We start from the raw sequence: 14809 nt of genomic DNA, 5'->3' as shown, positions 1-14809 counted from the left end.
GGCGCGGCCCCCCCCCCCCCCCCCCGGGCCTCCAGGCCGTCGCGCCCACCGCCCCGGGTCGCGACCACGCCGCTTCGTGCACGAACGAAGTACCCTGAACGCATGACCCAGACCGCCCCGGACCCGCTCGCGCTCGACCGGCAACTCTGCTTCGCACTCGCGGCGACGAGCCGCAGCGTGATCGGCCTGTACCGCGACCTGCTCGAACCGATGGGCCTGACCCACCCGCAGTACCTCGTCATGCTCGCCCTGTGGGAGCGGGACCCGCGATCGGTGCGCGAGATCGCCCGCGAACTGCGGCTCGACTCCGCGACGCTCAGCCCGCTCCTCAAGCGGCTGGAGGCCTCCGGTTACGTCCGCCGTACCCGCAGCGCCGCCGACGAACGCCAGCTCGAGGTCTCCCTGACCACCGCCGGGCACGCCCTGCGCGACCGGGCCCAGGCGGTCCCGCTCGCCGTCGCCGACCGGCTCGGGTGGCCACTCGCCCGGCTCGAGTCCCTGAAGGACGAGCTGACCGAGCTGCTGGAGCGCGTCGACCAGGTGTGATCCGCGGCCATCGGTGCCATAATGGTTCGTGCACGAACGAAAGGATGCACCGTGGGACGCTTCGGCCAGTGGTACGAACGGTGGAACACGACGCTCATCAACAAGATGGGCCCCTCGCAGATCGGCGCCGGTCGCCCCGAGGGCATCGACGACCGGACGATCGACCGGGGGTGCCCCCTGTGCGGCAAGCCCCTCTCGCAGCACCAGGTGATCCGGCCCGAGGGCCAGGTCCGCTCGTCGACGCTGGTGTGCCCGCGTGACTGACCGCGCTGCCTGAAGAAGTGCTCCGAGGCGGAATTGCATCGGACAACTCGTCGTTCACCCTGAGGTGAAGCTCTTCGAACCCGCCTCCATCGGCGCCCTGTCCCTGTCGAACCGCGTCGTCATGGCCCCGCTCACGCGCACCCGCGCCGGCGAGCACGGCATCCCGAACGACCTGCTCGTCGAGCACTACCGGCAGCGCGCCGGCCTCGGCATGATCATCACCGAGGGCACGTGGCCCGTGCAGGAGGGCCGCTCCTACCCCGGGCAGCCCGGCATCGAGACCGACGACCAGATCGCCGGCTGGCGCCGCGTGACCGACGCCGTGCACGCCGCCGGCGGCACGATCGTCATGCAGCTCATGCACGGCGGCCGCGTCTCGCACACCGACATCTCGCAGACCCCGCGCATCGTCGCCCCGTCCGCCATCGCCGCCCCCGGGCAGACGCACCTGGCCGACGGCTCGAAGGCCGACATGCCCGTCCCGCACGAGCTGACCACCGCCGAGGTGCAGGGGGCCGTGCAGGGCTTCGTGCAGGCCGCCCGCAACGCGATCGCCGCCGGGCTCGACGGCGTCGAGGTCCACGGCGCCAACGGCTACCTGGTGCACGAGTTCATGTCGCCGGTGTCGAACACCCGCACCGACCAGTACGGCGGCTCCCCCGAGAACCGCGCACGCTTCGCGATCGAGGTCACCACCGCCATCGCCGAGGCCATCGGCGCCGACCGCACCGGCATCCGCCTGTCGCCCGAGCACGGGATCCAGGGGGTCATCGAGGACGACGCGGCCGACGTCCGCGCCACCTACACCGCCGTCGCCGAGGGCCTCGCGCCGCTGGGGCTCGCCTTCGTCGACGTCCTGCACGCCGAGCCGACCGGCGACCTGGTGCAGCACGTCCGCCGCACCGCGGGTGCGCCGTTCATCGTGAACTCGGGCTTCTCGTCGCTCACCACCCGCGACGAGGCCATCGCGATCGTCGAGGGCGACCACGCCGACGCCGTCGCCGTGGGCCGCGCCGCGATCGCCAACCCGGACCTCGCGCACCGCTGGGAGCACGACGCCGAGCTCAACGAGCCCCGTCCGGAGCTCTTCTACGGCGCGACCGCCGAGGGCTACACCGACTACCCGTCGCTGGCCGAGGCGCGCGCGACCGTCGCGTAGTCGACGCACCACCTGACGGACGGGAGGCCCGTGGCGACACCGCCACGGGCCTCCCGTCCGTCGTGCGCGACTGAGCGCTTCATCAGACGATCGTCTGTTGAAATGCAGGGCCGTCCCAAGTTGAGGGACGAAGTTGCTCGGACCATGCCGCGGCCATCAGCATCGCACAGTGCGATCAACGGCCAGCGGACGCTCGAGGCAACTGAAGGGGCACCCCCGTGCACATCTCGCGCCGAACTGCGCTCATCGGCATCACCGCCACCGTCCCGCTCGTCACGACCGCACTCGCGGCCCCGGCCGACGCCGCCACCCCGTCGGGCGCGGCTGACTCAACCGGATCGACCGGCTCCTCCGGTACCTCCGACTCGGGCGTGCTCGCCGTGCAGCGCTGGCTCAACACGACCTTCGGGCACCTGCACGGGTGGGTGCACGTCGACGAGGACGGACTGACCGGCAGCGGCACGGTGCTCGGGATCGTGCAGGCCACCCAGTCGCTCCTCGGCATCTCCCCCGTCGTCGCGACGCTCGGGCCGACGACCCGTCGGAAGCTCGAGCAGCACGGTGACGTCGGGGCCGAGACGGGCTCCGACGCCGCGACCTGGTGCCGACTCGTCCAGGCCGGACTCGTCTGCAAGGGTGCGGCGACCGTGACGCTCACCGGCGAGTACGACGCGGCCACCGTCGCGGCCGTGCAGGCGCTCCGCTCCGACCTGGGTGCCGAGCCCGGCGCACTCCCGCTGTCGCCCCACCTGTTCGGCGCCCTCCTGACCGTCGACCCGGTCCGGCTCGCCTCCGGCGGATCCCGCGCGGTGCGCGCGGTGCAGCAGTACCTCAACCGCACCTACGCCGAGGCGACCGGCGGCGCGTACGGCAGCACGAGCGGACTCGTCGACACGAGCACGTACTCGGCGGCGATCCGCGCGGTGCAGGTCGCGGTCGGCGTCACGGTCGACGGCGCCTGGGGACCGGGGACGGCTGCCGCGCTCCGTGCCGCGGGACCGAGCGTCGTCGGGGTCGGGGCCACCGGCGCCTGGGTGCTGCTCGTCAAGGCGCTCCTGGTGCTGAACGGCGAGCGCGTCGTGTTCAGCAGTGCCTACTCGGCAGCGGACGCCGCGGTGGTCCGTGCGTTCCAGCAGTTCCAGGCGTTCCCGCCGGCCGAGCAGACCGGGACGTGCGACGCCGGCACGTGGGCGGCCCTGGCCGCGAGCACGGGCGACCCGGACCGTGCGACGACCGGTGCCGACACCGCGGTGCGCCTCGACGACGCCCGCGCGGCCGCCGTCCGTGCGTCCGGTGCCACCGGCGTCGGCCGCTACCTCACCAACCACCAGCAGTCCGGAGCGCTCGACAAGGCCCTGACCCCCGACGAACTCCGTGTGATGGCGAGCGCCGGGCTCGGGCTGTGGCCGATCTTCGAGGAAGGCGGGTTCACTGCCTCGTGGTTCACCGAGGAGCAGGGTGTCCGCGACGCCCACCGCGCCCACGACGCCGCCCGACAGCTCGGGATCCCGAAGCAGACCACCGTCTACTTCGCCGCCGACTTCGACGCTTCGGCGGCGCAGGACGAGTCGCTCGTGGTGCCGTACTTCCGTGGCGTCGCCGCCGGCCTGCGGGACCGCGGGAACCTGTACAAGGCGGGCGTCTACGGCTCCCGCGCCACGTGCACCGCCGTGAGCAGCGCCGGACTCGCGCACTTCTCGTTCGTCGCCGGGATGTCGCCGGCCTGGGCGGGCAACCAGCTCGAGCCCCTGCCGGGCAACTGGTCCCTCAACCAGATCCAGAACCGCACGGTCGGGTCGGGCAACGGATCCACCGAGATCGACGCCGTGGTGGACTCCGGGCGCGACCCCGGCGTCCCCGCGGCTCGGCTGGCCGGCTGACCGGCTGCCGACCGGGATCGAGCACCGCCGTGACCACCACGACCCCGCGTGACGACGAGCCGCACGCCGCGTTCCCGCACCGTGCCACCTACGTCTTCTCGAACTTCGAGGAGGCGATCTCGATGGACTGCTACTGCGACGAGGGCGCCGACCACTTCGGCGTCTACCCGTTCTACGACGAGGTCATCAAACCGATCATCGACGATCTGACCCGACGCGTCCGGCGCCGGTTCGGGAAGGAAACCCCGTGAACACCGCACACCCCACCACCCCGACCACCGCCCGGCACCGCAGCCGCCGGACCGCCGCGACGGCCCTGACCCTCGGGCTGCTCGCGGCGGGCATCGCCCTGCCGACCACGGCGGCGAACGCCGACCCCCTGCCCACGTCCGCCGAACCGACGGGTTCCACGATGACCATCTCCCACGACGGTTCCCGTCCCGCGGCATCGACGGCAGAGCTCGACACCATCGGCGCGCTCATCCTCCGACGGCTGGAGCTCGCCGACCCGGTGGCGGAGTCGAAGTGGCTCAGCGGCAAGCCGATCGCCGACCCGGTGCGCGAACAGGCCGTCGTCGACGAAGCGGTGACCCTGGCGGAGCAGCAGGGCGTCGACCCCGTCCTGGTCACCCGGGTGATCCGCGCGCAGATCGCCGCGAGCAAGGTGGTCCAGCGCGGCCTCATCAACCACTGGACGCACAACCCGTGGACCGCACCCACGACGGCGCCGGACCTGACGACCATCCGGCCCCAGCTCGACGCCATCGACACCGACCTGGTGACCGCGCTCGGCCAGGCCCAGACCGTCGCCCAGGACCACCGGTGCGCACACCTGGTGGACGCGGAGCGGAAGCACCTCGACGTCGGACTCGACTCGCTGCACCGGAAGGGGATCGACGTGGCCTGGCACACGTTCTGCGCCGCCTGACGCGGGCAGGGGACGGGCCGTCATCATGAGCGGCCCTAGGATGTGGTGTTCACTGATCGCTCAGCTCCGGGCGAGGAAGGACACCACGCCAGATGAACCAGCGGCAGCTCGCCATGGAGGCGTCTCGTCGAGCCATCATCGACGCCGCGGGGCAGCAGTTCGCGGCCTTCGGCTACGAGGCGACCACGTTCTCCCGTGTCGCCGAGGCGATGGGCAAGCCGAAGTCGGCGATCGGGTACCACCTGTTCCCGTCGAAGAAGGACCTGGCGACGGCGGTCATCGAACTGCAGCAGCAGCGCTGGCGTGAACTCTTCGACGCACTCCCCGCGCAGCCCGGCATCGAGCGGCTGACGGTGTTCCTCCTGACCACCGGGATGGACGTCCGCCGGGGCTCGGTGGCGGGCGGCGCGGTCCGGCTCCTGCACGAACTCGGCAAGGCCGGCGTGCCGGTGCCGCGCGGCTTCGACTGGTTCGAGATGACGCGGGGCGAGCTCGTCAGCGCCGGGGTCGCGGCGGCGGACGTCGACGCGGCCGCGGTCCAGCCGTCCGTCCTGCTGCTCCTCAACACGACGCTGGGCATGGTGGACGGTTCGACGCAGCTGACCGACGACGAGCTCGTGGCGCAGCTCAAGGCCCTGTGGGCACCGCTCTTCACGTCGTTCGGCATCGCCGGCGCGTCGGAGGTCATCGCGGCGGCCCAGCCGTACTCCCCCGCCACTTCGTGAGCAGGAACGGTCGAGTCCGGCTCCGGGACTCGACCGTTCCTGCTCACCGAATCGCACGGACGTGACGCGCGACGGGTGGACCCGGGCGCGAACGCTGCTGATGAACGACGAAGGGCCCCGGTGGAATCCACCGGGGCCCTTCTTCGTCCTGCTTGCCTGTGCGCTCGAAGGGACTCGAACCCCCAACCTTCTGATCCGTAGTCAGATGCTCTATCCATTGAGCTACGAGCGCGTGGCCTTGCGGCCGTGGAAGACTCTACAACAGGTGCGGCCCGGGCGCCAATCGAGGCGCTCCGACCCCCGTGCTCGGCGTGTCGCGAGCGGTCTCCGACGGCCGCACCGTCACAGCGCCGCGGGCTCCTCGTCGAACACCTCGGCCAGGAACACGCGGAGCGCCTGCCACGATCGGCGGTCGGCGCGCTCCTGGTACTGCGCGCCGTGGTCCGGGGCGTCGGTGCCGGGCACCGCGAACGCGTGCATCGCACCGGAGTACGTCACGACCTGCCAGTCGACGTCCGGCGCCGCCCGCATCTCGTCCTGCCACGCGTGCACGGCCTCGTCCGGCACGACGGGGTCGGCGCCCCCGGTGAGGACGAGCAGCTTCGCCCGGATGTCGGCGGCGTCCGAGGGGTCGTGCGCGATGAGGCCGCCGTGGAACGCCACGGCCCCGACCAGGTCGGCCCCGGTCCGTGCCAGTTCGAGTGCGGTCGAGCCGCCGAAGCAGTACCCCATGACGACGACGCGGGCGGGGTCGACGTCCGGGTCGGCGAGCAGTCGCTCGAGTCCGGCGGTGGCGCGGGCCCGCAGCAGCGGCAGGTCCTGGTAGAAACCGCCGGCGACCTGGGCCGCGGTGTCGTCACCGGGGCGGACGCCCGCTCCGTAGATGTCCGCGCCGAAGGCGACGTAGCCCAGTCGGGCGAGCATCGTCACCCGTGCTTGGACGTGCTCGTTCACGCCGTGCCAGTCGTGCACGACGAGGACGGCCGGACGACGGCCCGCGATCGCGGCGTCCTTCGCGAGCACGCCGAGCAGTTCGGTGCCCTCGTGGTCGTAGGGGACGTCGTCGACACGGATGTCGGCGCCGGCGGGTTCGGGAACGGTCTGCAGGACGTCGTCGGTGGTGTTCACGTCGCCCGACGCTACGCCGCCGCTCGGGCTCAGGCCTCGATGTTGTCCCAGCCGTCGGGGCCGACGGACCCGGCGGCGTACTCGTCGAGGGGCGCCTTGCCGGCCTTCCACGCGTCGAGGAACGGCCCGACGACCTTCCAGCCCTGCACGGCGCTGTCACCGCGGACCGACAGCGTGGCGTCACCCTCGAGCACGCCGGCCAGCACCTCGCCGTAGGCGCTCAGACGCCCGGGGTTGAAGGTCACCTCGAGGCTCGTGTGGTCGATCGTGTACGGGTCACCGGCGCCGTTCACGTTGAGCTCGAGCTGCATCTCGTCCGGAGCGATCCAGATGCGCAGCCGGTCGGGCAGCTCGGTGCCGGTGAGCCCCTCGGGCACGTGCGGGGAGTCCTTGAACGTGATGACGATCTCGCGGCGCTGCGCGGCGAGCGCCTTGCCGGACCGCAGGGTGAACGGGACGCCGGCCCAGCGCCAGTTCGCGATCTCCAGGGTGAGCTGGGCGAGGGTCTCGGTGCCCAGCGACGGGTCCACGCCGTCCTCGTCGACGTACGACGGCAGCTGGCGGTCCCCGACGGTGCCGGCGGTGTATCGGGCGCGCTTGCCCGCGGTGACGACGTCGCCACCCCACGGCCGGACGGCCCGCAGCACGAGCTCCTTCTGGGTGCGCAGGTCGTCGGCCTTGATCGAGGCGGGGGCCTCCATCGCGACGACCGCCATCACCTGCAGCAGGTGGCTCTGGATCATGTCGGTGAGCGCCCCGGCCTTGTCGTAGTAGCGCGCCCGGCCCTCGAGCCCGAGGGTCTCGTCGTAGACGATGTCGACCCGCTCGACGTGCTGCGACGACAGCAGCGGCTCGATGATGCGGTTGGCGAAGCGCAGCCCGAGCAGGTTGAGCACGGTGGAGCGGCCGAGGAAGTGGTCGACGCGGTGGATGCGCTCCTCGGGGATGAACGAGTGCAGCAGGTCGTTGAGGTGCGAGGCGCTGTCGGCGTCCGTGCCGAACGGCTTCTCGAGCGCCAGGCGGGTGCCGGCGGGCAGGTCGAGGTGGGCGAGCTGCTCGCAGCTCTTCTCGGTGACCGCCGGCGGCAGTGCGAAGTAGATCGCCGGGTCGTGCTCGCACGCGGCGAGCAGTGCCCGCAGGTCGTCCGGGTCCGTGACGTCGGCCTTCCGGTAGGTCGAGGCGTCGACCACGGCCTGCAGTCGGTCCGGCAACGACGTCGCACCCGAGGCGCCCTCGTCCTCCTCGTTCTTGGACGCCTGCGCGTTCTCGAAGGACTCGCGCACCTGCGCCTTCCAGTCGGCGTCGGACAGGTCCTCGACACCGGCCCCGACGAGCTGGACGTCCCAGTCGTCCTTCACCTGGAGCAGGGTGGCGAGGCCGGGCAGGAGCAGGCGCTTGGACAGGTCGCCGCTGGCTCCGAGGATGAGCAGGCTGGTCTGGAGGCTCGACATGCACCAGACCGTACTCACCGTCCCCCGGGGACGGCCGGGCCGCTACGGTGGTGTCAGTCCGGCGCGAGGGAGCACCATGAGCAGTGGGTACGAAGGGCGACGCCTCCGTGTCGCCGTGGTCGGGACGGGCATGATCGCCGGGGTCCACGCCCGGGCGGCCCGGGCCTCCGGTGCCGAGGTGCTCGGTGTGCTCGGCCGGAACGCCGCCCGGTCGGAGCAGGTGGCGGCGCAGCTCGACCTGCCCCGCGGCTACGCCTCCCTCGACGAGGTCATCGCCGACGCCCCCGACGTCGTGCACATCTGCACCCCGAACGACCAGCACCACCCGCAGGCGCTCGCGGTGATCGCGGCCGGCATCAACGTGGTGTGCGAGAAGCCCCTGGCGATCGACCCCGCGCAGGCCGCCGAACTCGTCGCCGCCGCTGCCGAGGCCGGTGTCGTGGCCACGGTGCCGTTCGTGTACCGGTACCACCCGATGGTCCGCGAGATCCGGGCGCGCATCGCCGACGGGGAGCTCGGCCGACTGCTCGCGGTGCACGGCCACTACCTGCAGGACTGGATGCTCGACGAGGACGCCTCGAGCTGGCGGGTCGACCCGACCTCGAGCGGGCTGTCCCGCGCGTTCGCGGACATCGGCTCGCACTGGTGCGACCTGGTCGAGTTCGTGACGGGTGAGCGCTTCGCCTCGGTGTCCGCGGCGACCGACATCGTCTACCCGACCCGGCCGGCCGCGTCCGGTCCGTCGTTCTCCGGCTCCCCGGACCCGGACCCGGTGGCCGACGCGGCCGAACGCGCCGAGGTCACCACCGAGGACACCGCCGTCGCCACCTTCCGCACGGCCACGGGCCGCATCGGCAACGTCGTGATCTCGCAGGTCGCTTCCGGCCGCAAGAACCGCCTGTGGTTCGAGGTCGACGGCACCCGCGGCAGCGCGGCGTTCGACCAGGAGCAGCCCGAGTCGGCCTGGTTCGGGAACGAGCGCGGCGCGCAGATCGTGGTCCGCGACCCGTCGCAGGGGTACCCGGACCAGCGCCGGCTGGCGATCGTGCCGGCCGGGCACCCGCAGGGGTACCTCGACGCCTTCGCCGCCTTCGTCGCCGACACCTACACCGCGGTCCGCACCGGGGTGGCCCCCGACGGGTTGCCGACCTTCGCGGACGGCGCCCGCTCCGCGGACATCATCGAGGCCGTGATCGGCAGCGCGGCCGAGACGACCTGGCGGGAGATCCGGTGAAGCTCGGCATGCTGACCGCCTGCCTGCCCGGCTGGTCGCTCGACCGGATCGCCGGGTTCGCCCAGCAGCAGGGCTACGAGCGGCTCGAGGTCGCCGTCTGGCCGGGCACCGGCGGCCGTGACTTCGAGGCGGCGCACCTGCCGGTCGCCACGTTCACCGACGAGGACGCCCTGGCCACCCGCGACCTGCTCGACCGCACCGGGCTCGAGATCTCCGCGCTCGCCTACTACGAGAACAACCTGCACCGGGACCTCGAGCACCGTGCCGCGGTGCGGACCCACCTCGAGCACGCGATCGACACCGCGCAGACGCTCGGCATCCCGTACGTCGGCACCTTCATCGGGCGCGACACCACGAAGTCCGTCCGCGAGAACATGGCCGAGGGGAACCGGGTCCTGCCCGAGCTCGTCGACTACGCCGGCGAGCGCGGCGTGCGGCTGGTCATCGAGAACTGCGTGATGGAGGGCTGGCACCCGGACGGGTACCCCGGCAACATCGCGTACTCCCCCGAGCTCTGGGGCTGGGTGACCGGTCTGGGCTTCGGGCTGAACTGGGACCCGTCGCACCTGACGTGGATCGGCATCGACCCGGTCGAGACGATCCTGCCGTTCGCCGAGCACATCGTGCACGCCCAGGCGAAGGACCTGGAGCTCTTCCCCGAGCGGCGCAACGAGTACGGGTTCTTCGGCAAGGTCGACAAGGGCGACGACCCGTGGGACATGGGCTGGTGGCGGTTCCGCGTGCCGGGCCGTGGTGTCGTGGACTGGCCGCGCGTCGTCGACCGCCTCTACGAGGCCGGCTTCGACGGCACGCTGAGCGTCGAGCACGAGGACCCGCTCTGGGGCGGCACCGACGACCGGGTGCTCGAAGGGCTGCGCATCGCGCACCGCACGCTGCGTCCGCTGATCGCGCAGGAGCTGTAGCCGGTACCGAGCAGGAGCCGACACCGAGCACCAGCCAGCACAGGCGCCCTGGTCTGGAGGCGCGGATCACGTGACCGACGTCGGTCACGTGATCCGCGCCTCCAGGCCGGTGCCTGTGAACGGACCCGTGCGCGCCCGCGCACGCTGGTGCCATGAGCACGACCGTGAGCGACTTCGTCATCGACCGCATCAAGGCGTGGGGGGTCTCCCGCGTGTTCGGGTACCCCGGCGACGGGATCGGCGCCTTCGACGGCGCGCTCGGCAAGGCGGCGTCGACGGGCGACGGCCTGGAGTACGTCCGCCCCACGCACGAGGAGATCGCGGCGCTGATGGCGACCGCGCACGCGAAGTTCACCGGCGAGGTCGGGGTCTGCGTCGCGACGTCGAGTCCCGGTGCCTTCCACCTGCTGAACGGCCTGTACGACGCGCAGATGGACAACCAGCCGGTGGTGGCGATCGTCGGCCAGCAGGGGCTCGCGGCGATGGGGTCGTTCACGCAGCAGGAGTCGAACCTGGAGCGCGTGTTCGCCGACGTCGCCTGCTACGTGCAGACCGTGGCCACTCCCGAGGCCGTCGGCGTGGTGCTCGACACCGCGTTCCGCACCGCGTCGCTGCGCAAGCAGCCGGCCGTCGTCGTGCTGCCCCACGACGTGCAGGCGATGAATTACGACGCACCGCCGCTGGAGCACTGGGCCTCGCGGTCGAGCGACGTCCCCGCCTCCACCCGGATCACGCCACCCGCCGACGAGGTCCGGAAGATGGCGGAGATCATCAACGCCGGGTCGAAGGTGACGTTCCTGGTCGGTGCGGGCGCGCGCGGTGCGACGGCCCAGGTGCTCGCGGCCGCCGAGAAGGCGGGCGCGGGGATCATCACGGCGCTCCGCGGCAAGGACGTGATCCCGTCCGACGTGCCGTACCACTCGCAGCAGCTCGGGCTGCTCGGGTCGCTGCCGTCGCTGCACCAGATCCGCGACTGCGACACCCTCGTGCTGCTCGGCACGAACTACCCGTACGGCGAGTACATGCCGAAGTCGGGGCAGGCCCGGGGCATCCAGGTCGACATCAAGCCGGAGCAGCTCGGCCTGCGGTACCCGACCGAGCTGAACCTGTGGGGCGACGTCGGCTCGACCCTCGACGCCGTGCTCCCGCTGCTCGAGCAGAAGACCGACAGGTCCTTCCAGCAGACCGTCGCCCACGAGATGCGCGAGTGGGAGTCGGAGATGCGTGCGCAGTCCGAGGTCGCCTACGACGACGGGGTGAACCCGCGCCGGGTGATCCAGGCCGTGAACGACCGACTGCCCGACGGCGTCACGGTCACCGCGGACGCCGGCACGACCGCCGACTGGTACGGCCACCACATCCGGCTGCGCGAGGGCATGCGCGGCGACATGTCCGGCCGGCTCGCGACGATGCTCGCGGCGATGCCGTACGCGGTGACGGCGAAGTTCGCGTTCCCGGACCGTCCGGCGGTGTGCACGATCGGCGACGGTGCCTTCCAGATGCTCGGCATGAACGAGCTGATCACCGTGAAGAAGTACCTGGCGGCGTGGCCGAACCAGCAGCTCGTCATCGTGGTCATGCACAACGACGATCTCGGCCAGGTGTCGTGGGAGATGCGCACCGAGGATGGCAACCCGATGTGGCGCGGTTCGCAGGACGTCGAGTCGATCGACTACGCCGGGTACGCGACGCTGCTCGGGTTCCAGGGCATCGCCGTGCACGAGGACTCCGAGGTCGAGGCCGCGGTCGATCGGGCGTTCGCCCACCAGGGGGTGACCCTCATCGACGCGTACGTCAGCCGGAGCGTCCCGCCGCTGCCCCCGCACATCACGAAGGAGTACGCGATCAACACGGCGAAGAGCCTGCTGAAGGGCGACCCGGTCGAGTTCGACGTGGTGAAGGACTCCGCCAAGGCGATGGCGACCGAGGTCACCGAGCGGGTGAAGGGCGCCCTCGGCCGCGACTGAACCGGGTCGGGCGGGCCCAGGGGGACGGCCGTGTGAACGTCGTGTGACGACTTGCGACGGGGTCTGGCGAGTCGCCTGTGCGTCTTCGTAGGTTCGACGGCGATGAACACTTCCCACACCACCGGAACCGCCGGTGCGACGACCCGACGACGCCTCGGCGCCGGCGCGGCCCTCGCCACCGCCGGGGTCCTGGTCGCACTCTCCGTCCCGTCCGCAGCCGTCGCCGCCGAGGGCGACACGACGATCGACATCATCGACGTCAACGACTTCCACGGTCGCATCGAGTCCGAGGGCACCGCCGCCGACAAGGCCGCCGGCGCCGCGAAGCTCGCCGGCGTCGTGCAGTCGTACCGCGAGGCCAACCCGAACACGATCTTCGCCAGCGTCGGCGACAACGTGGGCGCCTCGACCTTCACCTCGCTCATCCAGCAGGACTCCCCCACGATCGACGCCCTGAACGCCATGGACCTCGACGTCAGCGCGATCGGCAACCACGAGCTCGACAAGGGCCAGGACGACCTGCGGAACCGCATCGACGACCGCGCCGAATGGCCGTACGTCTCGGCGAACATCGTCAAGGCCGGCACCACCGACCCCGCGTTCACGCCGTACTCCATCGTGGAGAAGGGCGGCGTCAAGGTCGGCTTCATCGGCGCGACCACCGAGGACCTCATCCCCGGGCTCGTCAGCCCCGGCGGGGTCGAGGGCCTCGCGATGGCCCCGATCGTCAGCCAGGTCAACCGGTACGCCGTGCAGCTCACGGACGGCAGGGACGACAACGGCGAGGCCGACGTGCTCGTCCTGCTCGTGCACGAGGGCGCCACCACGAGCGCGCTCGCCGACGCCACCGGCACCGGCGCCTTCGGCAAGATCACCGCCGGCGTCTCGTCGAAGGTCTCGGCCATCGTCTCGGCGCACACCCACGCGACGTACAACCACTCCATCGCCGGCCCCGACGGCACGAAGCGTCCGGTGATCCAGGCCGGGTCCTACGGGGTGAACCTCGGACACCTGCAGCTCACCGTGGACGCGGACAAGCAGCTCACCGGCATCACGTCGTCGGTCACATCCGTCAACGAGGACAAGCGTGTCCCCGCCGACACCACCTCGGTGACCGAGGTGAGCGACATCGTGACCGCCGCGAAGGCCGCCGCCGACGTCAAGGGCGGCGAGAAGCTCGGCGAGATCACGGGTGACCTGCGTCGCGCCGTGCAGTCCGACCGCAAGGCCGAGAACCGCGGCGGCGAGTCCGTCCTGGGCAACTACATCGCCGAGGTCCAGCGCAGCGCCACCGAGCGGAACGGCTCGCAGGTCGCCTTCATGAACCCGGGCGGCCTCCGCACCGACATGGTCTACGCGTCCAGCGGCGCCGGCGACCCCGACGGCACCGTAACCTACAAGGAGGCCGCGCTCGTCCAGCCGTTCGCCAACACCCTGGTGACGAAGGACATGACCGGCCAGCAGATCAAGAACGCCCTCGAGCAGCAGTGGCAGCCGGACGGCCTCGAGCGTCCGTTCCTGAAGCTCGGCGTCTCGGACGGCTTCGCGTACACCTACGACCCGTCGAAGGGCCGCGGCGAGCGCATCACCGGCATGACCCTCGGCGGCAAGCCGATCGCGCTGACCGACACCCTCAAGGTGACCGTCAACTCGTTCCTGTCGACCGGTGGCGACAACTTCGCCGCCTTCGCGACCGGCACGAACGTCGCCGACTCCGGCCAGGTCGACCTGCAGGCCCAGGTGGACTACTTCGTGGCGAACAAGAAAGTCACACCCCAGGTCGACCAGCGCGCCGTCGGCGTCACGGTCACGCCGACCCCGGCCGGTGGGTTCCAGCCCGGTGACGAGATCGAGCTCGACCTGTCGTCGCTCGTGTTCAGCAGCGAGGACCCCGCGAAGGCCGGCACCGTCTCGGTCAGCGCGGACGGCAAGGAGCTGGCGTCGTCGGCGATCGACCCGACGATCACCGACAAGAACGACGAGCAGGGTCGCGCGACCCTGACCGTCACGGTCCCCGAGATCGAGGCCCCGGCGGCACGCGCCGCCGCCCGCACCGCCGGCTCCGTCTCGCTCGCCGCGGTGGCCGAGCCCGTCGCCACGACGGACGCACCGCTCGTGGTCACCCTGCCCGGCCAGACCATCACCCTCGCCGTGACGATCCCGGTCGCCGCAGCGGTCGACCCGACCGACCCGACGGACCCCACCGACCCGACGGACCCGACGGACCCGGTCGACCCGACCCCGGGCACGGGCGGCGGGGTCACCCCCGGCCCCGGCGCGGGTGGCGCTGATGACGCCGGCATCGGTGGCGTCGGCGGGACCGACGACGACCCGCGCGCCGGTGGCGACCTCGCCTACACGGGTGCGGACCTGACCGCTCCGGCGATCGCGGCGGGCCTGCTCCTGCTCGCCGGGATCACGGCGCTCGTGGTCCTCCGCCGCAACCGCGCACGACGTGCCGCGACGGTCCTGACGGACTGACCCCGAGCCTGCGGGCACACACGCGAACGGGCCGTCTCACCCTGGTGAGGCGGCCCGTTCGCGTCGATCAGGAGGCCCGGCACAGCTCCGGCGCACGCGTCGCGCGACCCGGCGGTGACGGTT

13 protein-coding genes and 1 tRNA gene are annotated in these 14809 nt (G+C 71.8%); 11 read left to right on the top strand and 3 right to left on the bottom strand.

Annotated elements, in window-relative coordinates; all coding sequences use genetic code 11:
• Positions 1 to 102: 102 nt before the first annotated feature.
• The 7 genes from ABRP24_RS09395 to ABRP24_RS09365 all read left to right on the top strand — a co-directional run bounded on the left by ABRP24_RS09395 (position 103) and on the right by ABRP24_RS09365 (position 5502).
• On the top strand, positions 103 to 546 hold the full coding sequence (locus tag ABRP24_RS09395; protein ID WP_071246862.1) for a MarR family winged helix-turn-helix transcriptional regulator: 444 nt from the start codon (positions 103 to 105) through the stop codon (positions 544 to 546).
• A 51-nt stretch (positions 547 to 597) separates the two neighbouring features.
• Positions 598 to 810 carry a hypothetical protein gene (locus ABRP24_RS09390; RefSeq protein ID WP_027466129.1) on the top strand — a complete coding sequence of 71 codons (213 nt, stop codon included), beginning with the start codon at positions 598 to 600 and terminating at the stop codon, positions 808 to 810.
• A gap of 64 nt (positions 811 to 874) precedes the next feature.
• On the top strand, positions 875 to 1969 hold the full coding sequence (locus ABRP24_RS09385) for an alkene reductase (RefSeq protein WP_349849836.1): 1095 nt from the start codon (positions 875 to 877) through the stop codon (positions 1967 to 1969).
• A gap of 218 nt (positions 1970 to 2187) precedes the next feature.
• Positions 2188 to 3849 (top strand): glycoside hydrolase domain-containing protein, encoded by a 1662-nt coding sequence (locus ABRP24_RS09380; protein ID WP_349849837.1) that lies wholly within the window; start codon positions 2188 to 2190, stop codon positions 3847 to 3849.
• A gap of 29 nt (positions 3850 to 3878) precedes the next feature.
• Positions 3879 to 4100 (top strand): hypothetical protein, encoded by a 222-nt coding sequence (locus tag ABRP24_RS09375; protein WP_027466125.1) that lies wholly within the window; start codon positions 3879 to 3881, stop codon positions 4098 to 4100.
• Positions 4097 to 4777 (top strand): gamma subclass chorismate mutase AroQ, encoded by a 681-nt coding sequence (aroQ, locus tag ABRP24_RS09370; RefSeq protein WP_051596855.1) that lies wholly within the window; start codon positions 4097 to 4099, stop codon positions 4775 to 4777. Before ABRP24_RS09375 ends, aroQ begins: the two co-directional genes overlap by 4 nt.
• Positions 4778 to 4869: 92 nt before the next feature.
• A complete protein-coding gene (locus ABRP24_RS09365) occupies positions 4870 to 5502 on the top strand; it encodes a TetR/AcrR family transcriptional regulator (protein ID WP_051596854.1) in 633 nt (210 codons plus the stop codon).
• A gap of 159 nt (positions 5503 to 5661) precedes the next feature.
• Here the strand turns inward: ABRP24_RS09365 and ABRP24_RS09360 are convergent.
• The 3 genes from ABRP24_RS09360 to ABRP24_RS09350 all read right to left on the bottom strand — a co-directional run bounded on the left by ABRP24_RS09360 (position 5662) and on the right by ABRP24_RS09350 (position 8081).
• Positions 5662 to 5734: transfer RNA gene (locus tag ABRP24_RS09360), tRNA-Arg, on the bottom strand.
• Positions 5735 to 5844: 110 nt separating this feature from the next.
• Entirely contained in the window at positions 5845 to 6630 is a 786-nt protein-coding gene (locus tag ABRP24_RS09355; RefSeq protein WP_176709249.1) for a dienelactone hydrolase family protein, read from the bottom strand.
• Between the two features lie 29 nt (positions 6631 to 6659).
• Complete coding sequence (locus ABRP24_RS09350) at positions 6660 to 8081, bottom strand: glucose-6-phosphate dehydrogenase (protein WP_349849838.1); 1422 nt, start codon at positions 8079 to 8081, stop codon at positions 6660 to 6662.
• A gap of 76 nt (positions 8082 to 8157) precedes the next feature.
• Between ABRP24_RS09350 and ABRP24_RS09345 the strand changes: the two genes are divergently transcribed.
• The 4 genes from ABRP24_RS09345 (at position 8158) to ABRP24_RS09330 (ending at position 14686) form a co-directional block, all read left to right on the top strand.
• On the top strand, positions 8158 to 9315 hold the full coding sequence (locus ABRP24_RS09345) for a Gfo/Idh/MocA family protein (RefSeq protein ID WP_035808774.1): 1158 nt from the start codon (positions 8158 to 8160) through the stop codon (positions 9313 to 9315).
• On the top strand, positions 9312 to 10238 hold the full coding sequence (locus ABRP24_RS09340; protein WP_349849839.1) for a sugar phosphate isomerase/epimerase: 927 nt from the start codon (positions 9312 to 9314) through the stop codon (positions 10236 to 10238). Before ABRP24_RS09345 ends, ABRP24_RS09340 begins: the two co-directional genes overlap by 4 nt.
• Positions 10239 to 10390: 152 nt before the next feature.
• The gene (locus ABRP24_RS09335; protein WP_349849840.1) at positions 10391 to 12205 is read left to right on the top strand and encodes a thiamine pyrophosphate-requiring protein; all 1815 of its coding nucleotides are present in this window, start codon (positions 10391 to 10393) and stop codon (positions 12203 to 12205) included.
• Between the two features lie 102 nt (positions 12206 to 12307).
• Positions 12308 to 14686 carry a bifunctional UDP-sugar hydrolase/5'-nucleotidase gene (locus ABRP24_RS09330; protein WP_349849841.1) on the top strand — a complete coding sequence of 793 codons (2379 nt, stop codon included), beginning with the start codon at positions 12308 to 12310 and terminating at the stop codon, positions 14684 to 14686.
• Positions 14687 to 14809: the final 123 nt, after the last annotated feature.

Origin of the sequence: Curtobacterium sp. WHRI 8282 (genome assembly GCF_040223925.2) — a bacterium.
GTDB classification, from domain to species: Bacteria; Actinomycetota; Actinomycetes; order Actinomycetales; family Microbacteriaceae; genus Curtobacterium; species Curtobacterium flaccumfaciens.
Note: the sequence above shows the minus strand (reverse complement) of the source record. Positions and strands in the feature narration are given on the sequence as shown.